The sequence below is a fragment of the Microbacterium hydrocarbonoxydans genome (assembly GCF_000956475.1).
GTDB classification, from domain to species: domain Bacteria; phylum Actinomycetota; class Actinomycetes; order Actinomycetales; family Microbacteriaceae; genus Microbacterium; species Microbacterium hydrocarbonoxydans_A.
The window spans coordinates 247,265-269,552 of the sequence record NZ_JYJB01000009.1 but is presented as its reverse complement, the minus strand read 5'-3'; the positions used below and the strand labels follow the sequence as shown (position 1 = coordinate 269,552).

At 69.4% G+C, this 22,288-nt stretch carries 20 protein-coding genes; 4 read left to right on the top strand and 16 right to left on the bottom strand.

All coding sequences use genetic code 11. The features are described from left to right. Positions 1–41 precede the first annotated feature (41 nt). From menE to RS84_RS10410, 5 genes are all read right to left on the bottom strand, one after another. On the bottom strand, positions 42–1,562 hold the full coding sequence (gene menE, locus RS84_RS10430; protein WP_045257724.1) for an o-succinylbenzoate--CoA ligase: 1,521 nt from the start codon (positions 1,560–1,562) through the stop codon (positions 42–44). A gap of 68 nt (positions 1,563–1,630) precedes the next feature. Then, the gene (locus RS84_RS10425; RefSeq protein ID WP_045257723.1) at positions 1,631–2,086 is read right to left on the bottom strand and encodes a MaoC family dehydratase; all 456 of its coding nucleotides are present in this window, start codon (positions 2,084–2,086) and stop codon (positions 1,631–1,633) included. 20 nt (positions 2,087–2,106) lie between these two features. After that, positions 2,107–3,315: an acyl-CoA dehydrogenase family protein gene (locus tag RS84_RS10420; protein ID WP_045257722.1), complete on the bottom strand. Its 1,209-nt coding sequence runs from the start codon at positions 3,313–3,315 to the stop codon at positions 2,107–2,109. A gap of 3 nt (positions 3,316–3,318) precedes the next feature. Then, positions 3,319–4,203 (bottom strand): amidohydrolase family protein, encoded by an 885-nt coding sequence (locus RS84_RS10415; RefSeq protein ID WP_045257721.1) that lies wholly within the window; start codon positions 4,201–4,203, stop codon positions 3,319–3,321. Next, the gene (locus tag RS84_RS10410; protein WP_045257720.1) at positions 4,200–5,117 is read right to left on the bottom strand and encodes an SDR family oxidoreductase; all 918 of its coding nucleotides are present in this window, start codon (positions 5,115–5,117) and stop codon (positions 4,200–4,202) included. Before RS84_RS10410 ends, RS84_RS10415 begins: the two co-directional genes overlap by 4 nt. A 92-nt stretch (positions 5,118–5,209) precedes the next feature. On the opposite strand from RS84_RS10410, the gene RS84_RS10405 reads away from it, so the two are divergent. After that, positions 5,210–5,659 (top strand): MarR family winged helix-turn-helix transcriptional regulator, encoded by a 450-nt coding sequence (locus RS84_RS10405; protein WP_045257719.1) that lies wholly within the window; start codon positions 5,210–5,212, stop codon positions 5,657–5,659. 24 nt (positions 5,660–5,683) lie between these two features. Here RS84_RS10405 and RS84_RS10400 read toward each other — a convergent pair whose 3' ends face one another. Genes RS84_RS10400 through RS84_RS10370 form a run of 7 tightly spaced genes read right to left on the bottom strand, consistent with a single transcriptional unit; the run spans position 5,684 to position 12,353 of the window. Further along, entirely contained in the window at positions 5,684–6,391 is a 708-nt protein-coding gene (locus RS84_RS10400; RefSeq protein WP_052676323.1) for a substrate-binding domain-containing protein, read from the bottom strand. Next, positions 6,388–7,362, bottom strand: a complete 975-nt coding sequence (locus tag RS84_RS10395; protein WP_235281462.1) for an aldo/keto reductase — start codon at positions 7,360–7,362, stop codon at positions 6,388–6,390. The genes RS84_RS10400 and RS84_RS10395 overlap by 4 nt, the downstream gene beginning before the upstream one ends. Beyond that, positions 7,359–8,312 (bottom strand): Gfo/Idh/MocA family oxidoreductase, encoded by a 954-nt coding sequence (locus tag RS84_RS10390; protein WP_200892014.1) that lies wholly within the window; start codon positions 8,310–8,312, stop codon positions 7,359–7,361. The genes RS84_RS10395 and RS84_RS10390 overlap by 4 nt, the downstream gene beginning before the upstream one ends. Then, a complete protein-coding gene (locus RS84_RS10385) occupies positions 8,309–9,661 on the bottom strand; it encodes a protocatechuate 4,5-dioxygenase subunit alpha/beta (protein ID WP_045257717.1) in 1,353 nt (450 codons plus the stop codon). Before RS84_RS10385 ends, RS84_RS10390 begins: the two co-directional genes overlap by 4 nt. A gap of 2 nt (positions 9,662–9,663) precedes the next feature. Then, positions 9,664–10,614 carry an amidohydrolase family protein gene (locus RS84_RS10380; protein ID WP_045257716.1) on the bottom strand — a complete coding sequence of 317 codons (951 nt, stop codon included), beginning with the start codon at positions 10,612–10,614 and terminating at the stop codon, positions 9,664–9,666. A gap of 1 nt (position 10,615) precedes the next feature. Then, positions 10,616–11,308 carry a 4-carboxy-4-hydroxy-2-oxoadipate aldolase/oxaloacetate decarboxylase gene (gene ligK, locus RS84_RS10375; RefSeq protein ID WP_045257715.1) on the bottom strand — a complete coding sequence of 231 codons (693 nt, stop codon included), beginning with the start codon at positions 11,306–11,308 and terminating at the stop codon, positions 10,616–10,618. Positions 11,309–11,321: 13 nt separating this feature from the next. Further along, positions 11,322–12,353 carry an amidohydrolase family protein gene (locus RS84_RS10370; RefSeq protein WP_045257714.1) on the bottom strand — a complete coding sequence of 344 codons (1,032 nt, stop codon included), beginning with the start codon at positions 12,351–12,353 and terminating at the stop codon, positions 11,322–11,324. Between the two features lie 132 nt (positions 12,354–12,485). Here RS84_RS10370 and RS84_RS10365 point away from each other — a divergent pair, with 132 nt between their 5' ends. After that, positions 12,486–13,403: a LysR family transcriptional regulator gene (locus RS84_RS10365; protein ID WP_045257713.1), complete on the top strand. Its 918-nt coding sequence runs from the start codon at positions 12,486–12,488 to the stop codon at positions 13,401–13,403. A gap of 43 nt (positions 13,404–13,446) precedes the next feature. Here the strand turns inward: RS84_RS10365 and RS84_RS10360 are convergent, their stop codons facing one another. Next, a complete protein-coding gene (locus RS84_RS10360) occupies positions 13,447–14,100 on the bottom strand; it encodes a nucleotidyltransferase domain-containing protein (RefSeq protein WP_045257712.1) in 654 nt (217 codons plus the stop codon). A 184-nt stretch (positions 14,101–14,284) separates the two neighbouring features. On the opposite strand from RS84_RS10360, the gene RS84_RS10355 reads away from it, so the two are divergent. Both RS84_RS10355 and RS84_RS10350 read left to right on the top strand, forming a co-directional pair. Then, entirely contained in the window at positions 14,285–15,007 is a 723-nt protein-coding gene (locus tag RS84_RS10355; protein ID WP_235281460.1) for an IclR family transcriptional regulator, read from the top strand. 83 nt (positions 15,008–15,090) lie between these two features. Further along, positions 15,091–16,272, top strand: a complete 1,182-nt coding sequence (locus RS84_RS10350) for a 4-hydroxybenzoate 3-monooxygenase (protein ID WP_045257710.1) — start codon at positions 15,091–15,093, stop codon at positions 16,270–16,272. 49 nt (positions 16,273–16,321) lie between these two features. Here RS84_RS10350 and RS84_RS10345 read toward each other — a convergent pair whose 3' ends face one another. The 3 genes from RS84_RS10345 to uidA form a co-directional block, all read right to left on the bottom strand. Then, positions 16,322–17,611: an MFS transporter gene (locus tag RS84_RS10345; RefSeq protein WP_152641800.1), complete on the bottom strand. Its 1,290-nt coding sequence runs from the start codon at positions 17,609–17,611 to the stop codon at positions 16,322–16,324. Between the two features lie 101 nt (positions 17,612–17,712). After that, positions 17,713–20,481: an alpha-L-rhamnosidase gene (locus tag RS84_RS10340; RefSeq protein ID WP_160298174.1), complete on the bottom strand. Its 2,769-nt coding sequence runs from the start codon at positions 20,479–20,481 to the stop codon at positions 17,713–17,715. Between the two features lie 36 nt (positions 20,482–20,517). After that, positions 20,518–22,281, bottom strand: coding sequence for a beta-glucuronidase (gene uidA / locus RS84_RS10335; RefSeq protein ID WP_045257709.1), 1,764 nt, complete (start codon positions 22,279–22,281; stop codon positions 20,518–20,520). Positions 22,282–22,288: the final 7 nt, after the last annotated feature.

Here is a 22,288-nt window from a genome sequence, read left to right as displayed (position 1 = left end):
GTCGTATCAGTCGAGCATCCGCACGTTGCTGTGCGCGAGTGTCACGAGGTGAACCTCGCTCGCAGCTCGGCCTTGCGGATCTTGCCCGAGGCCGTGCGGGGCAGGTCTTCGATCACGACCACGTTCTTGGGCAGCTTGTAGCGCGCCAGCACTCCGTCGAGGTGCGCGCGGACGCGCTCCGTGTCGACGTCGGCACCGTCTCGCAGTGTGACGACCGCCCAGGGCACCTCGCCCCAGCGCTCGTCCGGCACCCCGATCACGGCGACGCCCGACACGCCCTCCAGGTCGCTGATGAGGTTCTCGACTTCGGCCGGATAGATGTTCTCACCGCCGGAGATGATCATGTCCTTCAGTCGATCGGCGATGAAGAGGTAGCCGTCGGCGTCGAGGTAGCCGAGATCGCCCGATCGGAACCAGCCGTCTGCGGTGAAGGCCTCCGCGGTCGCGTCGGCAAGGCCGTGATAACCGGCGAAGACGTTGGGGCCCGAGATCTCGATCTCCCCGATGGTCCCCTGCGGCACGGCGACCCCGTGCTCGTCGGCGATGCGCACCTCGGTGAAGAAGTGCGCCAGCCCGACGCTGCCCTGCTTGGCACGGGTCATCTCGGGTGAGAGCGAGGTCGCCCCCGGCGACGTCTCGGTCATCCCGTAGCCCTGGGAGAAGGAGAGGCCGCGCTCCTCGAAGGCGTTCAGGATGCGGGTCGGGACGGCCGATCCGCCGCACGTGAGCTTCTGCAGGGTCGACAGGTCGGTCGAGGACCACTCGGGGTGGTCGGCCATCATCTGGTAGGTGGTCGGGACGCCCGAGAGCATCGTGATGCGATGACGCTGGATCAGCTGCAGCGCGCGTCCGGCCTCGAACCCGTTCTCGAGCACGAGAGTGGCGCCCTTGAGGATCACCGGAAGCGCACCCATTCCGAGCGATGCGACGTGGAACAGCGGCGAGATCATGAGCGACCGGTCGGTCGAGACCACGTCGTAGTCGATGATGCAGTTGAGTGCGACCCAGGTCAGGTTCTGGTGCGTGAGCACGGCCCCCTTCGGTCGGCCGGTCGTGCCCGAGGTGTAGACGATCGCGGCCGGGGCGTCCATCGGCACCTCTGTCCCGTCGTGCTCGCCGTCGGCCTCCGCCATCTGCCGCGCCAGCCCCGGATGCCCGCTGATCCCGTCTCCGGTGACGATCACGTGGGCGATGTGACCGGCCTCGACGCCGTCCATCGCCCGGTCCAGGAACTCCGGGTCGAGGACGACCGCGCGCGCGCCCGAGTCGACCAGGATGTGCCTGATCTCGGGCGCAGCCAGCCGCGTGTTCACCGGCACGAACACGGCGCCGAGCTGAGCCGCCCCGAACATCACCTGAAGGAACGGCGGGCTGTTCTCACCGATATACGCGACGGCGTCGCCTTGGCGGATGCCGCGCTGCCACAGCACCGCGGCGACGCGGTCCGCGGCGTCGGCGAACTCGCGGTAGGTGATCTCGTCGTGGCCGAAGATCACGGCGGTCTTGTCAGGCGACTTCAGGCGGCGCTTGGCCAGCCAGGTGCCGATTCCCTGAGGGAGCATGTCGATCTCTCTTCGTCGAGGATGCTGACGGTTGCGAGTGCGCTGGAGCACCGGCTCCGCGCGGCGGATTACGCGTAGAAGCGGTACAGCCCACGGGCGACGACCGCGGGCTTGGCGCCGCCGTCGATCTCGATCGTCTGATCGACAGCGAGCTGGTACCCGCCGGCCACCTCGGTCACCTCGGCGATCACGGCGTTCATGCGCACGCGCGAGCCGACCTTCACCGGCGAGATGAAGCGCACCTTGTCGAGCCCGTAGTTGACCTTCGTGGTGACCCCGTCGACCTCGAGCAGCTCGGACCAGAACTTCACGGCGAGCGACAGGCTCAGGAACCCGTGCGCGATCGGCGCGCCGAACGGGCCATCGGCCGCCCTCACGGGGTCGACATGGATCCACTGGTGGTCGTCGGTCGCATCGGCGAAGGTGTCGACGCGGTCCTGCGTCACTTCGAGCCATTCCGAGTATCCGAGGTCGGTGCCTGCGAGGCCGGCGACGTCGGCGTAGGCGACGGTGGTGGTGGTCATGGGTGTTCCTTTCGTGAGGGTCAGACGAACGCCGATGCGCCCGTGAGAGCGCGTCCGACGATCAGGGAGGTGATCTCGTGGGTGCCTTCGTACGAATACACCGCTTCGGCGTCGGCGAAGAAGCGCGCCACGTCGTGCTCGAGCAGGATGCCGTTGCCACCGGCGACCTCGCGGGCGAGGGCCACGCTCTCGCGTGCCATCCGCGCTGTCTGCATCTTCGCCAGGGCGGAGTCGTGGTCGACCAGATGCCCGGCGTCCTGATGGGCCGACAGCTGGACGACCATGCCGAGCGAGGCGGTGAGGTTGCCGAGGATGCGCGCCAGCTTCTCCTGCACGAGCTGGAAGCCCCCGATGGGTCTGCCGAACTGCTCGCGCTCGGTGACGTAGCGCAGGGCTGCGTCGAGCGCGCCCGCCTGCAGGCCGGTCGCGATCCACGCGACATCGGAGCGCATGGCGCGCAGGATGCGGCTGACGTCTCGCCAGCCGTTCACGTTGTGCAGACGGGAGGATTCGGCGACCTGCACGCCGTCGAAGGTGAGCACGGCATTCTGCATCGGCCGCAGCGACACCTTGCCCTGCAGCGGCTCGATGTGCAGTCCCGGCGCATCCCGCGGCACCAGGAATGCCTTCACGTGCCCGTCATGGACCGAGCGGGCGAACACCGCGATGACATCCGCCGACCCCGCGGCGCCGATCCACCGCTTCGCGCCGTCGAGGATCCAGGTCGGGCTGCCGCTCTCTCCCCCGTCCGTGAGCCGCGCGGTCGTGGCCATGCCGCCGGCGATATCGGAGCCGTGGTCGGGCTCGGTCAGGGCGAACGCGCCCGTGAGCGAGAACGAGCGCACCCGTCGGTCGAGCTCCGCCACCTGCGCAGGTGAGCCGCCCTGACGAATCGTGGTGCGGAACAGCCCTGACTGCGCGTTGTACAGCGTCGCCACCGAGACGTCGGTGCGCGCGAGCACGTAGTTCCGGAACCCCGAGAACATGCTGCTCGAGGCCTCGTCGTCGGACACCCCGGCCGGCTGCATCAGCTCGAGGGGGATCAGCACCTCCCGCACGGCGTCGGGCATGATCGCCCGTTCCCACGCGTCGGACATGAGCGGACGGATGCTGCGCTCGAGCGTGTCCCGCAGGGTCACCAGCGCGGCGTGCGCCGGCGCGCTGAGGTGCGCCGAGGCGAACCCGTACGGGTCGATGCCGATCGCGGCATCCCTCTCGATCGCAGACATGGCTCAGCGACCGATCCCCAGCAGCCTCGCCGCGTTGTCCTTCAGGATGCCCGGCATGATCTCGCTCTTGAGGGCGGTCGTCTCGACGTCACGTCGCCAGCGGTCAGGCGTCAGCAGCGGGAAGTCGGAGCCGAACAGCACCCGTCGCTTCAGGTAGGAGTTGGCGGCGCGGACGAGCGAGTCGGGGAAGTACTTCGGGCTCCAGCCGGAGAGGTCGATCCAGGTGTTGTGCTTGTGCGTGGCCACCGAGAGCGCTTCCTCCTGCCACGGCACGGAGGGGTGCGCCATGACGATCTGCAGGTCGGGGAAGTCGGCCGCGACGCCGTCGAGAAGCATCGGATTCGACAGCGCGAGCCGGAACCCGCGCCCGCCGCGCATGCCGGCGCCGATCCCGGTCTGCCCGGTGTGGAAGAGCGCGACCGCGCCGGCGTCCTGGATCGCAGCGTACAGCGAGTAGTACCGCTCCTCGCTCGGGTCGAAGCCCTGCACGGTGGGGTGGAACTTGAACCCGCGCACGCCGGAGTCCTCGATCAGCCGCCGGGCACGGTCGACCGCGTCGGCACGACGGGGGTCGACCGAGCCGAACGGCACCAGCACGTCGCTGTTGCGCACGGCCCCCTCCGCGATCTCGGCGCTCGACAGAGGCGCGTGGCCGAGCTGCGTCTCGGCGTCGACCGTGAACACGACGGCGGCCATGCGCCGCTCGCGATAGTAGGTCGCGATCGAGTCGAGATCGGGCCGCGGCCCGTCGGTCGCGAAGTACGTCGATGCCGCATCGGCGAGGTCGTCGGGCAGCGACGCGTGGCCGTGCCCGTCGACCTCGATGTGCACGTGCATGTCGATCGCGTCGATCGCGTCGAGGTCGATCGCCGGCTCGTAGCGGGTCATGAGCGCTGCAGGTCCTCCGGCAGCGGCGGGAACTTCTCGCCGACCGGCTGCAGGTCGCCGACCGCCTCGGCGAAACCGTCGTGCAGTGCCTCGGTCGTCCAGCCCCCCTCGTGGTACGCGGTGGCGACGGCCTCGGGGTGCGACCAGAGCTGCAGGCGGTCGCCCCCGATGCCGATCGCCTGACCGGTGACGTCGGCTGCGGCATCCGATGCCAGATAGGCGATGATGCCCGACACGTCGTCGGAGGTGCCGAAGCCCAGATCGTGGCGGAAGAACGCGGGCATCGGCTCGCCGGCCGCGTCGGCTTCGACCGCGGCGGCGAAGTAGGGAACGGTCGCCGTCATGGCGGTCGCGGCGACGGGGATCACGGCGTTCGCGGTGATCCCGGCCCGCTTGAGCTCGAGCGCCCAGGTGCGCACCATGCCGACGATGCCGGCCTTGGCTGCGGCGTAGTTGGTCTGGCCGAAGTTGCCGCGCTGGCCGGTCGGGGAGCCGATGCAGATGATGCGGCCGGCCACACCGTGATCCTTCATGTACGTCGCGGCCTCGCGCACGCATGTGAACGTGCCGCGCAGGTGCACGTCGATCACGGTGTCGAAGTCGTCGTCGCTCATCTTCCACAGCACGGTGTCGCGCAGGACACCGGCGTTCGTCACGAGGATGTCGAGGCCCCCGAACGTCTCGACCGCGGTGCTGACGAGTCGCTTGGCGGTGTCGGTGGGCCCGACGGGCGCGACGACGGCGACGGCTCGGCCGCCGAGCGCCTCGATGGACGCCACGGCATCGAATGCGGTCGCCTCGTCGACATCGTTCACGACGACGGCCGCGCCCTGGCGCGCCAGCTCCTGGGCGTACGCGAGGCCGAGGCCCCGGCCGGATCCGGTGACGATGGCGACTTTGCCTTCAAGCGACATGTGACTCCTTTGTTCGTGATGCTCTGCGAGCAGGACAAGAATACTTGAGTTTTTCAATTATTGAAACCCTCATCGTAGATTATGATGGAGGCATGACGGATACCCGCGTCCAGCCCACCGGCGCCGAGGCGCTCGCCGGCGACATGAGCTTTCTGCTCGCGCGCGCCAGCGCGCTGTCGAACGCCGCGGGGAACGCAGCTCTCGCCCCGGTGGGACTCAAGGTGCGTTCGTACTCCGTGCTCGAGCTCGCGGCGGGCGAGGTCCGCATCTCTCAGCGCGAGATCGCGGACTTCCTCCGCCTCGACCCGAGCCAGGTCGTCGCCCTCGTCGACGACCTGCAGGTGGCGGGCATGGTCGTGCGCGAGCCCGATGCGCGTGACAGGCGAGCCAATGTGGTGGTCGCCACGCCGCTCGGCCAGCAGACGCTCGTCCAGGCGCGACGCGCCGTTCGTGACGCCGAGCTCAGCTCGCATGCACAGCTCACCTCCGCTGAGCGGGCTACTCTGGCCGTTCTGCTGCAGAAGGCCGCGTTCCCGGCCTGAACACGACCGCTCGGGAGGGAAGGCCTAGCGGATCGCCGGCGCCTCGAAAGCGTGGCGGATCTTGATCGATGCCGCCTGATCCGATGCCAGGAACGCCAGTACCCGTTTCGCCCCGGATGTATCGGCTGCAGCCGTCGCCACTGCCCCAGCGAACACGGTCTCGATCGCGCACTCGGGCGGCAGCACTCCGAGAATGCGCACACCTGGCTGGCCGACGAGCTCGCTGAGCTGCTGGAAGCCGAGATCGACGTCACCTGCGGCCAGCGAAGCGGCGACGGGAACTCCCGGACGCGCCTGTACGAGGCGGTCGCCGAGTTCTTCTCTCAGCCCCCACTCCTCGATCAGGCGCACGAGGGCGGTACCGCTCGGACCGGTCGAGTAGCCGATCCTGGTGGCGGCGCGCAGCGCCTGCCGCATGCCTTCCGCATCGTCGAAGGCGACGCCCGCCGCAGGGAGGGCCGGCTTCGCCGAGTCGGATGCCACGGCCGCGGCCACCTGCGACAGCACCAGCGGCACGACCGTGGCAGCATCCACGTGCCCGGCATCGGACAGCCGCTTCAGTGCCGTGTCGGCGAGGAACACCAGATCGAACGGCTCGCCCTCGGCGATCCGCTGCTCTGCATCGACGCCTCCGACCGATTCGACCTCGACCTCGCCGAGTCCGGCATCCGCGGCCGCAGCGGTCATCTCGGCGAGCACGTGCCGCGTCGCCATGGAAGAGATCGCCCTCACGCCACGTCCTCGAAGTCCTCGGTGTCGACGTCTGCGGCGGGGCCTGGGGCGTAGCGCGGACCCGACACCGTGGCCGTGCTGATCAGCTCGCCTGCGCGCGCCAGCACAGCGGGGGCGATCATGAGGTCGACGGCGGCGAGGTCGTCCTTCAGGTGGGCGGGGTTCGTCGTGCCGGGGATCGCGACGACGTGCTCGCCTCGCGAGAGCACCCACGCCAGCGCGAGCTGCGCCGGCGTGCAGCCGGCCTCGGCGGCGAGCGCGCGCCACGCCGGAAGCAGCCCGGCGTTCGCGGCCCAGTGCTCGGGCTGGAACCGCGGCATCGTGCGTCGGATGTCCCTCGGCGCGAGCGCGGCAGGGTCGCTCACGCTGTCGCTGAGGAAGCCCCGCGCAACGGGAGAGAACGCCACGAGCGCGATGCCCGCCGCACGGGTCTCCTCGAGCATCCCGAGCTCGGGGTTGCGGCTCCACAGCGAGTACTCGTTCTGCACAGCGGCGATGGGCGCGACCTGCTGCGCTTCGCGGAGTCGCGCCACGGAGACCTCGGAGAGGCCGATCGCGCCGATCTTCCCGTCTTCGACCAGCTTGGCGAGCGCGCCGACGCTGTCGCCGATCGGCACGGTCTTGTCCCACCGGTGCAGGTAGTACAGGTCGATGTGCTCGACGCCGAGTCGCGCGAGCGATGCGTCGACCTGCGCCCGCAGCGTCTCGGGTCGCCCGTCGATCGTGCGCACGCCGTCGACCATCGCCATGCCGCCCTTGCTCGCCAGCACGACCTCGTCGCGCCTCCCGCGCAGAGCACGACCGACCAGCTCCTCGTTGCGGCCGCCGCCGTACAGAGTGGCGGTGTCGAGCATCCGCACTCCCCCGTCGAGCGCGGCGCGCAGCAGGGCGAGCCCCTCCTCCTCCGACGGCGGGATGCCGTAGGCGTGGCTGAGGTTCATGCAGCCGAGGCCGAAGCGGGGCAGCCTCACGCCAGCTGCTCCTCCAGCTGACCGAGCACGCGGTAGCAGTCGATCACCTGACGCAGCGAGGAGTTCGGCTCGCGCCCCTCGCGGATCGCCGCGACGAACTCGCGATCCTGCAGCTCGATGCCGTTCATGCTCACCGCGACATGCGAGACGTCGATCTGCTCGTCCTTGCCCGTGAACAGATCGTCGTAGCGGGCGATGTAGGTGGCCGTGTCGCCGATGTAGCGGAAGAAGGTTCCGAAGGGCCCGTCGTTGTTGAACGAGAGCGACAGCGTGCAGATCGCACCAGTCTCGCTCTTCAGCTGGATCGACATGTCCATCGCGATGCCGAGCTCGGGATGGATCGGGCCCTGGATCGCGTTCGCCTGCACGATGCGCCCGGCTTGATACGCGAACAGGTCGACCGTGTGCGCGGCGTGATGCCAGAGCAGGTGATCGGTCCAGGAGCGGGCCTCGCCCTTCGCGTTCGTGTTCGTGCGGCGGAAGAAGTACGTCTGCACGTCCATCTGCTGCACCGCGAACTCGCCCGCCGCGATGCGCTCGTGCACCAGCTGGTGTGAGGGGTTGAACCGGCGGGTGTGGCCGACCATGGCCACGCGGTCCGTCGCCTCGGCGGCCGCGAGCGTCGCCTCGGCATCCGCCAGCGAGTCGGCCAGCGGGATCTCGACCTGCACGTGCTTGCCCGCGGCCAGCACCGCCTGGGTCTGCTCGGCATGCAGGCCCGTGGGAGTGGCGAGGATCACCGCGTCGACGTCGTCGCGCTCGAGCACGGCCTCGAGACCGACGACCGCGTTCGGCACGCCGTACTGTGCGGCGACCGCATCCGCCTTCTCCTGCGAGGTGGCGCTGACGACCGTGACCTCCGCGTCCTCGATGCTGGCCAGCCCGTCGAGGTGCTTCATGCCGAAGGCGCCGTTGGCGCCGACGACCGCGACGCGGATCCTACCGCTCATGCGCCCACCTCCTCGAGGTGGCTGCTCACCGAGGCGGTCGCGGCGAGATGAGGCGCGACCGGGTTGCTGATGACGAGGTGGCCGACCGCCGTGTTCGAGGCTGGCACGTGGTAGAACCGGTGGTCGACCTCGGGCGACTGGCCGCCGAACTGGTCGTCCATCGCCCCGCGGGCGATGAGCCAGTCGACGAGCTCGATGCCCTCGGAGCCCGCCTCGTCGACGTATTCCATGTGCGGCCACTCGGTCAGGCCCAGCGGGTCGGCGATCAGGTGATCGAGGAACGCGTTGTCCCACTCCTTGTTGATGAGCCCCGCCCGGGGACCCTGCAGCTGGTGGCTCATGCCGCCGGTGCCCCAGATCTGCACGTTCAGCTGCTCGCCGTCCCACTTGTCGATCGCGCGGCGGAGGGCCTTGCCCAGCTCGTAGCAGCGACGCCCGGAGGGCACCGGGTACTGCACGACGTTGACGGCCAGCGGGATGACCTTGACGGGCCACTCCTCGACGTCGCCGTAGACGAGCGACAGCGGCACCGTCAGCCCGTGGTCCACGACCATCTCGTTGACGAGCGTGAGATCGAAGTCGTCCTGGATGATCGACTGCGCGAGGTGCGCCGCGAACTCCGGGTAGCCCTTCACGTCCGGCACCGGACGGGGCCCGTAGCCCTCGTCCGCCACCGGGTACTCCGCCCCCGTGCCGAGCACGAACGTGGGGATGATCGAGGCGTCGAAAGCGGTGGCGTGGTCGTTGTAGACGAGGATGACGACGTCGGGGGTGTTCTCCTTCGCCCACTTCCGCGTCCACTCGTAGCCGTCGAATACCTTCTTCCAGTACGGCTCCTCGGTCTTGCCGAGATCCATCGCGGCCCCGATGGCCGGCACGTGCGAGGTGAACAGCGCCGAGGTGTAGGTCGCCGGCGCATCGGGCCGGAAGGTCGTCGCCTTCTCGGTCGACGGCGGCGTCCAGCCGTCGAGGTCCTTCAGGCGGTTGCCCTCCGGCCGGCGCCCGCCGCCGATCATCATGTCGCGGTAGGCCGCCTCGCTCATACCGGTCATGGATCCGGCCATCTGCTGGAAGCTCAGTCCGTGCGTGGCGCCGATCTTGCTGAGGAAGTAGATGTTGCCACCCTCGGCGATCATGGTGTTCAAGTCCATGTCGAGCACGGCCTGGCGCTGCACCGCATTCAGCGGCCACTCGTCGAGATACGCCTCCTGATCGGCGAGGAACCGCCCGCGATTCTCGGGCTTCATGAGCGACATCGCGAACTGGTTGAGGTGATAGCCCTTGCGCGCCTGCTCGGCGTCGTAGATGGTCGTGCCGGGGACGTCCTTGTACGGCTTGTCGAGTGCCATGATCATGCTCCTTCGGTGGCGTCAGAGTCCGCCCAGTACAGGCGGTGCGGGTTGTCGACCAGCAGCTTGCGCTGCAACTCCGCCGTGGTCGCGATCTGCGGGATGTAGTCGACCAGCAGCCCGTCGTCGGGCATGTGGTCCTTGAGATTGGGGTGGGGCCAGTCTGTGCCCCACAGCACGCGGTCGGGGAACTCCTCGACCACGCGGCGGGCGAAGGGCACCACGTCGGTGTACGCATGCTGCTCGCCGTCGAGCGCCCGCGGGCCGCTCACGCTGAGCCGCTCGGGGCACGACACCTTGGTCCACACGTTCGGATTCTCGCGCAGGAAACGCAGGAAGAGGCCGAACTCGGGACCGTCGGGGTTCTTCGTCACATCGGGGCGCCCCATGTGGTCGACGACGAGCGGGACGGGGATGCGGGAGAAGAAGTCGTAGAGCTCTGGGAGGTCGTCGGCCTCGAAGTAGATCACGACGTGCCAGCCGAGCGGGGCGATCTTCGCGACGATCTCGTCGAGCGAATCCGTCGGCACGCGGTCGACCAGGCGCTTGACGAAGTTGAAGCGGACGCCGCGGACGCCGGCCTCGTGCAGCTCGGCGAGCTGTTCGGCGGTGATGTCGCGGCGTACGGTCGCGACGCCGCGTGCCCGCCCCTCGCTGCGGTGCAGGGCGTCGACCAGGGCGCTGTTGTCTGCGCCGTGGCAGGTCGCCTGCACGATCACGTTGCGGTCGAACCCGAGGCGGTCGCGCAGGGCGAACAGCTGCTCGGCCGAGGCGTCGCACGGGGTGTACTTGCGCTCCGGAGCGTAGGGGAACTCGGCGCCTGGTCCGAACACATGGCAGTGCGCGTCGACGGCGCCCTCCGGCATCCGGAATGTCGGGATGCTCGGACCGTCGTACCAGTCGAGCCATCCCGGCGTCTTCTCGAACGGGCCGGTGGTGTCTCCGTGCGCCATCTCAGCCCTCCACGTATTCCAGGCCGGCAGCCGCGAGCGGCTCGCGCATGCCGTACAGATCGAGGCCCAGCACGCCGTCGCGGAACTGCTGCCGCTTGGCCTCCTCGTTGTCCTCGCGTTTCTGCGAGGCATCCGCCACCGCGCCGACGAGCTCGCGCGGGACCACCACGACGCCGTCGACATCGGCGACGACCACGTCACCGGGGTTCACGAGCGCGTTCGCGACCACGACCGGGATGTTCACCGAGCCGAGGGTCGCCTTGACCGTGCCCTTCGCATTGATCGCCCGCGAGAAGACAGGGAAGTCCATGCTCTCGAGGTCGGCCACGTCTCGGACGCCGCCATCGATCACGAGTCCCTTGCAGCCGCGCGCCGTGAGTGAGGTGGCCAGCAGCTCGCCGAAGAAGCCGTCCTCGCTCTCGGTCGTGCACCCGGCGACGAGCACGTCGCCGGCCTGCACCTGCTCCGCGGCGACGTGGAACATCCAGTTGTCGCCCGGCTGCAGGAGCACCGTGACGGCCGGGCCGCACAGCTTCGCTCCAGAGTACGCGGGGCGGATGTAGGGGCGCAGCAGCCCGACGCGTCCCATCGCCTCGTGGATCGTGGCGACGCCGAACTGCGACAGGCGGGCGACGTCGTCGGGGTCGGGACGCTGGATGCCGGTGCGGACGAGGCCGAGATCGTTCAGGCGCATTGTTCCTTCTCTTTCACAGTCCGCGGGCGACGAGCGCCCGGTCGAGTCGGGGGTAGACGCGGCGGGCATTGCCCTCGAACACCTGGGCGCGCTGCCCGGCGTCGAGGTTGCCGGTGGCGTCGACGTAGCGCTTCGTGTCGTCGAAGTAGTGGCCGGTCCGCGGGTCGATGTCGCGGACGGCGCCGATCATCTCGCTCGCGAAGAGGATGTTCTCGGTCGGGATGACCTCGGTCAGCAGGTCGATGCCCGGCTGGTGATAGACGCAGGTGTCGAAGAACACGTTGTTCAGCAGGTGCTCCTCGAGCTCTGGCTTGCCGAGAGCCATCGCCAGGCCTCGGAATCGGCCCCAGTGGTACGGGACCGCGCCGCCGCCATGCGGGATCACGAGCTTCAGGTCCGGGAAGTCGCGGAACAGATCGCCCTTGAGCAGCTGCATGAACGCGGTCGTGTCTGCGCCCAGATAGTGGTCGCCCGTGGTGTGGAAGACGTCGGGGCGGCAGGTCGTGCTGACGTGGATCATCGCCGGCAGCTCGTACTCGACGAGCTTCTCGTAGATCGGGTACCACGAGCGGTCGGTCAGGGCGGGGGCGCTCCAGCGTCCGCCGGACGGGTCGGGGTTGAGGTTCACGGTGACGACGCCGAGCTCCTCGACCGCGCGGGTCAGCTCTGCCACGGTGGTCGCGGGATCGACTCCGGGCGACTGCGGCAGCATGGCTCCCGGCAGGAACCGGTCCGGGAACAGCGCGCCGACGCGGGCGACGAGGTCGTTGCAGATGCGCGCCCACGTCGCGCTCACGGCGAAGTCGCCGATGTGATGCGCCATGAACGACGCCCGAGGGCTGAACACGGTGAGGTCGCTGCCGCGCTCGTTCATGAGTCGCAGCTGGTTGGCCTCGATGCTCTCGCGGATGTCGTCATCGCTGATGCGCAGCGCCGCAGGATCCGGGGCGTCACCGCCGCCCTCGGCGAACGCGATCTGCAGGTCGCGCCACGCACCCAGCTGTGCCGGGGCGGTCGTGTAGTGCCCATGGATGTCGATGATCACCGGGTGTCGTCCTTGCCACTCGAGTCGGGCCTGTTCCGGCCGTCACGGATGCTGTCGCTCCCGACTGTAGGTCCCCCACGCTGATGTGGTCCAATAGATATTGGATACGTCGACCATAGAGAGGATCGATGCATGTCTTTCGCCGATCTGAACCAGCTGCGCACTTTCGTCGTGCTCTACGAGCTGCGCAGCGTCACGGCCGCGGCGGATCGCCTGCACGTCACTCAGCCCACCGTGAGCTACACGCTGCGCAGGCTCCGGGAGCGCTTCGACGACGACCTGTTCCGCCGTGAGGGGCACGACATGGTGCCGACGGCGAAAGCCACGCAGCTGTTCGGCCCATTGCACGAGGCGCTCGTGACGATCGACGCGACCGTCGGCGAGGCGGACGACTTCGACCCTGCGGGGTACAGCGGCGAGCTCTCGCTCGGCCTCACCTCGATCGGCGAGCAGACCTTCCTTCCGCCGATCATGAGCGCGCTGGCGCGCGAGGCATCCACGCCGCATCTGCAGGTCGAGCGCCTCGACTCCGACCAGGTCGAGGACCGGCTCGTCCGCGGCACGACCGACCTCGCCCTCACGGTCTCGCATCTGAGCACTCCGCGATTGTGGCGGTCCCGCGTTCGCAGCGTGGAGTACGTCGCGCTCTCCTCCGCCCGGCATCCGCTCCCTCCGACCGGGCCGGACATGTTCGCCGGCCGCCGGTTCGTGCGCGTCTCCGCCAGGGCCGGCCATGTGTTCCCGCTGCAGGCGCTCACCGAGCACGGACTGATGGGGCAGGTCGCGCTCACGGTCGAGGAGTACTCCACCGTGCCTGCGGTGCTCGAGGCGACCGACCTCGTGGTGCTGCTCCCCCGGCACGTCGCCGAGGTGTTCTGCGGCTGGTTCCCGGGGCTCCGCATCGCCGATCTCCCCTGGCCCGGCGACAGCACCCCGGTGTCGCTGTACACGCGGAGGGATGCGAGCCTGTCGCCTGTGCAGCGCTGGTTCCGCTCGCTCGTGCTGGAGGCCGTGTCATCGGGCGAGTACCCGGTCGACCCGTCGGACTGACGTGGTCACGTCGCTGTCTGGCGCGGCGACAAGACCTCTCGATTCACGCAGGGCCCTTGCGGTTCCAGCTCGCCTTCGCAGGAGCGAAGGGGCTGCGCACGTGGATCGACCACGAGGAATGCGGGTGGATCGAGAGGATCGCCCGCTCGTACCACGCGCGGGCCTCGTCTGTGAGCTCGGGAATGACGGCCTCCTTGTCGACGTCATCCTCGGGCCGAGGACGCAGGGCCTTCCAGACCAGCTGCACCTCGGGAGCGCCGGTCGGGACGCCGTCGATGTCGAGCACGGCGCGATCCCACGGGAGAGTGAGCCGCGGGTCGCGCTTGTAGACCCAGGCGCGCGGCGCGCCGTCCTCCGCGTTCACCTGCAGGACCCAGACGTCGTCCGCATCGTCGCGGATGAGCACGGGCTGCAGGTCCGCATCCGCCGGCGCGTCCGCGAAGGGGATGACCTCGTCTTCACCCTCCCCCGGCGCCCAGGCGCTGAATCCCTCGGGAAGACTCGCGACCAGCGCGGGGAGGTCCGCTGCGACCACGCTGACGTCGATGTTCTCCCGAGACCGGATCGCACGTCCGAGGCGGCGGTCGAGAGCCGTCCCGCCGGACAACCACCAGCGCACGGTCGCTGCCGACAGCAGCTCGGCGGTCGACGGTGCGTCGAGGGGTTCCCACGGAGTGAGAGAGCGACGAGACGGCATGTGCTCGAGGGTACGCCGTCAGCGTGGTTCCGCCCTGCACTCTGCGGTGAAATCGCCGCGATGCAGCGCCAGAGCCGCGGATCGTCCCTTGCGAGATCGAGAGTCCACTGCAGAGCGCAGAGGCGTCCAGGTTCGTGCACCGTGCCAAGCTAGCGGCATGGCGAACTCGCAATCAGGCGACTCGATGACCGAGCGCATCGTGCGCGTGCTCGAGACGTTCACCGCGGATCGCACCACCCAGTCCGCCACCGAGATCGCGCGCCGTGCCGAGCTGCCGTCGTCGACCGCGCATCGCATCGTCGGCGAGCTGATCGGCCAAGGCATTCTCGAGCGCGACGACGAAGGGCGCGTCCGTCTGGGGATGCGGCTGTGGGAACTCGCGCTCCGCGGGTCGAGCGCGCTGAGACTGCGCCAGGCGGCCCTCCCGCATATGGAGCGGGTCCAGGCGCGGATCCGCGAGCACACGCAGCTCGCCGTGCTGGAGAACGAGGAGGCGCTGTTCCTGGAGCGCTTGTCGGATCCGACGGCCGGGGCGAACATCACCCGCATCGCGGGGCGCCTGCCCCTGCACGCGTCTTCATCGGGCCTGGTCCTGCTCGCCTTCGCCGATCCTGACCTTCGCGAGCGTGTGCTCGCCCAGCCGCTGCGCCCGGTGTCCGCGGAGACCGTGACGGATGCGGACGCGCTGCGCGCCCTGCTCGCCTCGATCCGACGGCGCGGGCATGTCGTGGCTCCCGGGTCTATCGAGAGCGTGTCGACGGGAGTGGCGGTCCCGGTGCGAGACCACGGCGAGGTCGTCGCGGCACTGTCGGTCGTGCTCCCTCGCCAGGCGCCGACGACCGAGCCGATCGAGGCGCTCACCTCGGCGGCTGCGGCCATCGAGGCCGACCTCGGCCGGATGCACTGATCCCGTTCAACGGGATTTCTCGGTGCGCGCGGCCGGCCGCGCGGCACACTGGTGCGCAGCATCCGTCGTCGAAGGAGACGCCTATGACCACCCGCATCCGCACCCGAGTCGCCATCGTCGGCGCAGGCCCCGCCGGACTCATCCTGTCGCACCTGCTCGCCGACGCCGGCATCGAGTCCGTCGTGATCGACCAGCGCAGCCGCGCCGAGATCGAGACGACGATCCGCGCCGGCATCCTCGAGCAGGGCACGGTCGACCTGCTCACGGCGATCGACCCCGGAACCCGCGTGCACACGGTCGGCCAGCGGCACGACGGCATCGAGCTGCGCTTCCAGGGCGAAGGCCACCGCATCGACTTCCCCGGTCTCGTCGGACGCAGCGTGTGGCTGTACCCGCAGCACGAGGCGCTGAAGGACCTGCTCGCGCTGCGGCTCTCGCAGGGACAGGACCTGCGCTTCGGCGCGACGGCCGTGCGGGTCGAGGGCGTCGACACTGCGACGCCGCAGGTGTCCGGGACGGATGCCGACGGCGCCGAGTTCGTGATCGACGCCGAGTTCGTCGTCGGCGCCGACGGCTCGCGATCGGTCGTGCGCCAGGCGGTGGCCGGCTCGTCGCGCGACGGCCATTTCCGCGAGTACCCCTTCGCATGGTTCGGCATCCTGTGCGAGGCGCCGCCGAGCGCGCACGAGCTGATCTACAGCAACTCCGACGACGGGTTCGCCCTGATCAGCCAGCGCTCCCCCGAGGTGCAGCGCATGTACTTCCAGTGCGATCCGGATGCCGATCCGAACGCGCTGAGCGAGGCGGAGATCTGGGAGACCCTGCAGCGGCGGGTACCGGGAACCACGCTCACCGAGGGGCGCATCTTCCAGCGCGACGTGCTGCGCTTCCGCAGCTTCGTGGCGCACGAGCTGCGTCACGGTCGCGCCGCACTCGTCGGCGACGCGGCGCACACGGTGCCGCCGACCGGAGCGAAGGGCATGAACCTGGCCGTGGCCGATGTGATCATCCTCGCTCGCGCGCTCGAAGCGCTTCTGGTCAGGAACGACGAGCGCCTGATCGACGCCTACGCCGAGACCGCTCTGCGGCGGATCTGGAAGGCGCAGCACTTCTCCTGGTGGATGACGAGCATGCTGCACGTCGCACCCGGCACGAGCGACTTCGACCGGCTGCGTCAGATCGGCGAACTGCGCTCTGTGGTCGAATCGGAGGCCGGGCGTACGTTCCTCGCCGAGGCGTACACGGGGTGGCCGGTCGAAAGCTGAACCGATCGGACGCCCGTGGGCCGAGGATTCGCGCCTCGGCCCACCCTTCCTACTTCGTGCCCTTGATCGGCAGGATGAGCGCAGCCCCGACCAGGCCCGCGACAGCGCCGGTCAGGAACAGTGCGGGGAAGTTCTGCGGAACGGCGGCCGAGGCGCCGATCGCGAGCAGCGCGGGAGCCACGGCGGGCACGATGGACGAGGGCAGCGAGCTCGCAAGGCCCATGATGCCCATGTCCTTCGCGATGTTGTGGCGATCGGGCAGGATCTGGCTCACGAGCGCAAGGTCGACCGCCATGTACACGCCCTGACCGAGCCCGATGATGCCCATCGCGATGAGGAAGGTCGGATAGTCTCGCGCGAACGTGACGACCACGAGCCCCACGGCGAAAACCACCGCGGCGACGATGACGAAGGGCTTGCGCCGGCCGATCCGGTCGGAGAGCTTGGCGGCGATCGGAGCGAACACGAGGGCGAGCGCGGTGAGCACGAGGGTGGACAGGAACACGGCCCCGGAGACCGCCTCACGCGTGAACCCGAGGGCGATGATCAGGTAGAACGCCTGATACGCCTGCACCGCGGCGATCCCGAAGAAGATCAGCAGACGGCTCCACCACGCCCAGCCGAACGACGGGTGCCTCACCGGGTTCACCCAGAATGTGCCGAAGAAGTCCCGCACGGCCAGGACGGGCACCTCGTCGCGCGTGATCACACGGTCGTCGAGACGCCAGGCCAGCAGGAGAGCACCCACCACGGCCACTGCCGCCGGCAGCAGGAACTGCGCGAGCAGCGAACCGGAGACGAGATTCGCGAGGAAGAGGCCGACGAGCGCGCCGAGCGGCAGGCTGAGTCCGACGAGGGCGGATGCTGCGCCTCGCCGATCGGGAGCGTACTGATCGGCGAGGATCGCCGTGCACGCCACCGTGACGGCGGCCGCACCGAGACTCGTGAAGATGCCGGCGATGATCAGCAGACCGGTCGACGACGCCGCATAGCTGAACGGGGCGCCGATCGCGAACAGGATCGCGCCGAGGATCAGCAGCGGGCGTCGTCGGCCCGTCCGCCAGGTGAGGCGGTCGCTGAGGCGACCGAACAGCGGCGCGGCGACGAGCGCGCAGACCGCGCCGATCGCGACGACCACCGACAGGATCGTGGTCGCGTTGGCGGGGTCGAGCTGGTCGGCTTTGAGCGTCAGCGTGAGCACCGCGGGCACGAGCTGGCCCATCCCGGTGCCGATCGCCGCCAGTCCGAGGAAGAACAGGAACCCGCCGCGCGGGTTGCGCCACTCCTGCGGAGAGGCGTCGATGTCGGCGGAGACGGGTGCGGAGGATGGTGTGGTCATGTTCGAGGCTTCCTTGCCTGTGCTGCGGCCTGCGGCCGTCGGATCATCGTCGATCGCCACGGGGATCGCTCCCCCGACTCACTGTCGACGCTGGATGGGAATCAGGGAAGAGCAGATTTCGCATGCTGCGCATCCGTCTGGTCTATGTGTGAACCCGCTCGGGCCACCCGCAGCTCGTGGGTGCTGCGGCCGGGTGGCAGGTCCCTGACCTCCTCCGGCAGCACCAGCCGGGCGGAGACGCCGTGGGGCACCTCGACGCGGATGGATGCCGTGCCGCCCTCGCGCTCCCACGCGACCGCGAGCTCGCCGTAGGGCGTGGGCACGGCCGCCTCGACGCTGCGCACCCCGGCGTCGAGGTCGGGCTCGATCACGGCGGTGCGCCAGCCGGGCGACGCCGGACGGATGCCGGCGACGCGACAGTACAGCCAGTCGTCGACGCAGCCGAAGGCGTAGTGGTTGAACGACACAGCTCGCACCGTGCCGTCTGCGGCGATCGCGTCCCACGCCTCCCACACCGTCGTCGCCCCGCGGTCCACTTCGTAGAGCCACGACGGCGCTTCCCGCTGGAGCAGCACGGCACGCGCGAGATCACGGTGCCCGGTGTCCCACAGCGCGTCGAGCAGGTAGGGGGTCGACAGGAAGCCGGTGTCCAGCCGGTTGCCCCGCGCCCGCACCAGCTCCGCCAGCCGTTCTCCCGCCGCGTGCCGCAGCGACGTCGGCACCAGATCGAGCCCGAGCGCGAGCGCGTACATGCCCTGCAGCTCGACGGGAAGAGACCCGTCAGGGGCGATGTACTCGGCGGCGAACGCCGCGCGCACGCGATCGGCATGTGCGCGCAGCTCTCCGGCATCCGCGCGGCCGAGCACCTCGGCGATGCGCGCCGCCAACGTGAGCGTGTGCGTCTGGAACATCGGCGCGACGAGCTCCGAGGTGAGGGCCGGGGCGATGCCGATCGCCTCGTGCAGCGGCCTGCCCTCCAGCGTCGACGGCGTCAGCCAGTCGCCGAAGTGCTCGCCGGTGTTGTACAGCAGCGCCTGCCGGGAGCGGCGCTCCGCTGACGCATCCGCGTATTCGTCGCGCAGTTCGTCTGCCGCGGTGCGCGTCTGGTATCCGATCCAGGCGCGCAGCGCGTCGTAGTTCTCCTCCAGCACGCGGACGTCGCCGTAGCGCTCGTACAGCGTCCACGGCACGATGGCGATGGCGTCGCTCCAGCCTGCGGCCGCCACGATCGCGCCGATGCCCTGGGCGGAGGCCGCAGCGTCCGCGTCGAACGGGGAGCGCGGCGAGGTGATCGTGATCCGTCCGTCGGCGAGCTGATCGGCGCGCAGGTTCTCGAGCCAGCGTGCGAGGAACGCGGCGACATCGGCGTTGTTCGTCGCCGCCGGCGCGAACACCTGGAGATCGCCGGTCCAGCCGGCGCGCTCGCGCTGCGGGCAGTCGGTGGGAATCGAGAGGAAGTTCGCGCGCTGGCTCCACACGACGTTCTCGTGCAGCCGGTTCAATCGCGCGTCGGAGGTGCGGAAGCGACCGGTGTAGTCGAGGTCGCTGCAGAGGACGACGGCCACAGCGTCGGCTGCAGAGAGAGTGTCGACACCGCGGATGCGCGCATAGCGGAAGCCGTGGAAGGTGAACTCCGGCTCCCACTCGATCTCGGCGTCGCCTGCCGAGATGTAGGTGTCGGTCTGCTCCTTGTTGATTCCGGCGATGTTGACGAACCAGGCGCCGTCGGCGTCGAGCGTCTCGGTGTGCTCGACGATCACCTCGCGGCCGGCGGGAAGGCCGTGCAGCGTGAGCCGCACGCGGCCGGCGATCACCTGGCCGAAGTCGACGATCCAGCCATCCGGCGTCTCGCGGACGTCGACGGCGGGCAGCGTGAGCACACGCCGGACGGGCTCGCCGCTGAACGGGACGAGTGCTGCGGCATCCACTCCCCTGTCCTGCACCGGGCTCCATCCCGCGTCGTCGAAACCCGGCGTCTGCCAGCCGAAGCTCGGCGAGCGCGCATCGAGCCGCTCCCCGATGAAGAGGTCGGCATGGGTCCACGGACCAAGGCTGCTGCGCACGTCGTCGCCGGATCGGATGACCTCGGTGCGCCCGTCGGCGTAAGACATCTCGAGACGCCAGGTCGCACACGTGCGATCGCCGAACTGCGCGCTTGAGCCGGTCAGGCCGACGCGCCCGGCCCACCAGCCGTCGGCGAGCGCGACCGCGAGGACGTTCGCGCCCGCGGCGAGCTGGTCGGTGACGTCGTAGGTCTGCACGCTGATCCTGTGCTGGTAGCTGTCGAAGCCGGGCGCGAGCACCTCATCGCCTACTCGCTCACCGCCGAGCCAGGCGGAGTAGACACCCCGTGCCGTCATGCGCAGCCGGGCGCGGACGGGCGCCGAGATGAGGTCGAACCTCTGCCGCAGCAGCTGCACCGGCCGCAGGCGCTCCTCGGCTGGAGCCGCCGGGCCCGCGCCGCGAATCCAGTCGAAGAGCGACCAGCGCTCGATCTCGGTCGGCTGCTGGACGGGCTCGATCCACGGGGCATCCCAGGCGCCGAGGTCGGGCGCGGTGCCGAACGATGAACGGGCCTCCCTCATATCGTCGCCGGACCAGCTCATCATGCGCCACTCGTAATCAGCGCCGTTATCCAGCGGCTCCCCGCCGTACGCGACCAGTGACGTCTCGCCGCTGTCGACGCGACCGGAGTCCCACGCCGTGCGGCCTGCGGCATCCGTCACCACGATCCGGAAGCCCGTCTGGGCATGGCCCGCGATCCACGAGAACCGGGGCGTCGCGGTCGGAATCGCGATCGGCCGGATCTGATGCTCGACTCCCAGGTCGCGGCAGCGCAGCTCGCCCTCGGGCGCTCGTCGGTCATTCATCGCACGCATTCCGTCCTGATCGATGACGCCACGTCATCAGCCGCGCCACCGCGCGCGCAGCACGTGCGCGGCCGCCTTCGGCTGACGGTCCCGGGTGAACACGCCCTTCTTGTTGCCGTCGACACGGAAGAAGCCAGGCGACGTCTGGAAATCGGCGAAGTTCCACACGTGCTCGCCCACCACCGCATCGATCCTGTCGAAGACGCGGTGAAAGGTCTCCAGAAGCCGCTGCTGGTACTCCTCGCTCCAGGGCTGATCCAGCACCGAGTGCAGCCCGGCATAGGAATCGGCGCCATACTCGCCGATCATGATCGGCTTGTCGTATGCGTCGGTCCACGCGCGCAGCTCCTGCTCGAGATGCCGCTCCGCAGCGACCAGGTCGGCGGAGTCGGAGTACCAGCCGTAGTAGCGGTTCAGCGTGATGACATCGAACAGGTCGGCGATGCTGTCGGTGTCGGCGTGAGCGCGGTACTCGCCTGCGAACGTGAGCGGACGCGTCGGATCCAGCTCTCGTGCGAGCTCCACCAGCGGCGCGAAATACTCCCGCGACCCCGGCTCCACACTGTCGGGCTCGTTCATGAGGCACCACATCACCACCGAGGGATGATTCCGGTCGCGGTCGATGAGCTCGCGGATCGCCTGCGCATGAGCTCGCTGCGTATGCTCGTCGAACATCTCCGGCGAGAACGCGGCCTGCTCGGCCACCCCGTGCACGCCGCCCCCGAGCCCGAGATTCAGACCGACTGCAGCGGTCTCGTCGATCACCACGATCCCGTGCCGATCGGCGTACTCGAGCGTCTCCTCGGCGTAGGGATAGTGCGCAGTGCGGAAGGAGTTCGCCCCGACCCACTCCATCAGTGCGAAGTCGTGCACGAGCAGGGCGTCGTCGCGCCCCTTGCCGCGTATCGCACTGTCCTCATGCTTGCCGAATCCTCGGAACGCGAACGGCTCTCCGTTGATCAGGAACCTGGCGCCGCGCACCTCGACCGTGCGGATGCCGACCGGCAGCCCGTAGGCGTCGACAACGGCCTCGTCGGCGAGCAGCTCGACCTGCAACTCGTACAGGTAGCCGTGCCCCGGCCTCCACAGCTCCGCGTCGGGCACCGACAGCGCCCCCGATGCTCCGCCGGCCTCTGCTGCGGTCTCTCCGTCTTCGTCGACCAGCCTGACCCGCACCTCCGCTTCGCCCGACGCCTCCACGTCGTAGTGCACGACCCCGGTGGTGCCGGTGATCGTCGTGCGCGTCCGCAGCGCCGTGACGTGCACGTCGGGCACGGAGTAGAGCCACACCGAGCGCGGGAGACCCGCATAGTTGAAGAAATCGTGGCGGTAGGACTGCCGCCGACGCCCTCGCTCGTCGACCGAGATCGTGCCCGGCGGGATCGTCCGGTTGGTGAGCTCGTTGTTCACGCCGATCGTGACCCTGATCTCCTCGCCCGCGATCGCGAGTTCCGTGATGTCGGCCTCGAACGGCGTGTAGCCGCCGACGTGCTGCGCGACGAGCCGATCGCCGACGTACACCGCGCCCTCATGCGTGGCGGCGTCCACACGGAGGAACACCCGTTCTCCCGACCATCCTCGGGGAACCCGCACCGTGCGCTGATACCAGACCCAGCCGACGTGGTCATGGATCTCCTGGTCGGCGAAGATGTCGTTGTAGCTCGCGGGCACCGGCGCCTCACGGCGCGTCTGCAGGGTGCTCGCGTACGGTCGCGGCGCATCGGCCGCGTCGAGAGCGAACCGCCACAGCCCGTCGAGTCTCAGGAGTTCGCGGGTGCGTGTGGAACGAGGTGGGAGCATCAGAGGT

Coding starts and splice junctions, on each gene's coding strand:
- menE (WP_045257724.1), bottom strand. CDS start 1,562: ATGCTCCCTCAGGGAATCGGCACCTGGCTGGCCAAGCGCCGCCTGAAG.
- RS84_RS10425 (WP_045257723.1), bottom strand. CDS start 2,086: ATGACCACCACCACCGTCGCCTACGCCGACGTCGCCGGCCTCGCAGGC.
- RS84_RS10420 (WP_045257722.1), bottom strand. CDS start 3,315: ATGTCTGCGATCGAGAGGGATGCCGCGATCGGCATCGACCCGTACGGG.
- RS84_RS10415 (WP_045257721.1), bottom strand. CDS start 4,203: ATGACCCGCTACGAGCCGGCGATCGACCTCGACGCGATCGACGCGATC.
- RS84_RS10410 (WP_045257720.1), bottom strand. CDS start 5,117: ATGTCGCTTGAAGGCAAAGTCGCCATCGTCACCGGATCCGGCCGGGGC.
- RS84_RS10405 (WP_045257719.1), top strand. CDS start 5,210: ATGACGGATACCCGCGTCCAGCCCACCGGCGCCGAGGCGCTCGCCGGC.
- RS84_RS10390 (WP_200892014.1), bottom strand. CDS start 8,312: ATGAGCGGTAGGATCCGCGTCGCGGTCGTCGGCGCCAACGGCGCCTTC.
- RS84_RS10385 (WP_045257717.1), bottom strand. CDS start 9,661: ATGGCACTCGACAAGCCGTACAAGGACGTCCCCGGCACGACCATCTAC.
- RS84_RS10380 (WP_045257716.1), bottom strand. CDS start 10,614: ATGGCGCACGGAGACACCACCGGCCCGTTCGAGAAGACGCCGGGATGG.
- ligK (WP_045257715.1), bottom strand. CDS start 11,308: ATGCGCCTGAACGATCTCGGCCTCGTCCGCACCGGCATCCAGCGTCCC.
- RS84_RS10365 (WP_045257713.1), top strand. CDS start 12,486: ATGTCTTTCGCCGATCTGAACCAGCTGCGCACTTTCGTCGTGCTCTAC.
- RS84_RS10360 (WP_045257712.1), bottom strand. CDS start 14,100: ATGCCGTCTCGTCGCTCTCTCACTCCGTGGGAACCCCTCGACGCACCG.
- RS84_RS10355 (WP_235281460.1), top strand. CDS start 14,285: ATGACCGAGCGCATCGTGCGCGTGCTCGAGACGTTCACCGCGGATCGC.
- RS84_RS10350 (WP_045257710.1), top strand. CDS start 15,091: ATGACCACCCGCATCCGCACCCGAGTCGCCATCGTCGGCGCAGGCCCC.
- RS84_RS10345 (WP_152641800.1), bottom strand. CDS start 17,611: ATGACCACACCATCCTCCGCACCCGTCTCCGCCGACATCGACGCCTCT.
- RS84_RS10340 (WP_160298174.1), bottom strand. CDS start 20,481: ATGAATGACCGACGAGCGCCCGAGGGCGAGCTGCGCTGCCGCGACCTG.
- uidA (WP_045257709.1), bottom strand. CDS start 22,281: ATGCTCCCACCTCGTTCCACACGCACCCGCGAACTCCTGAGACTCGAC.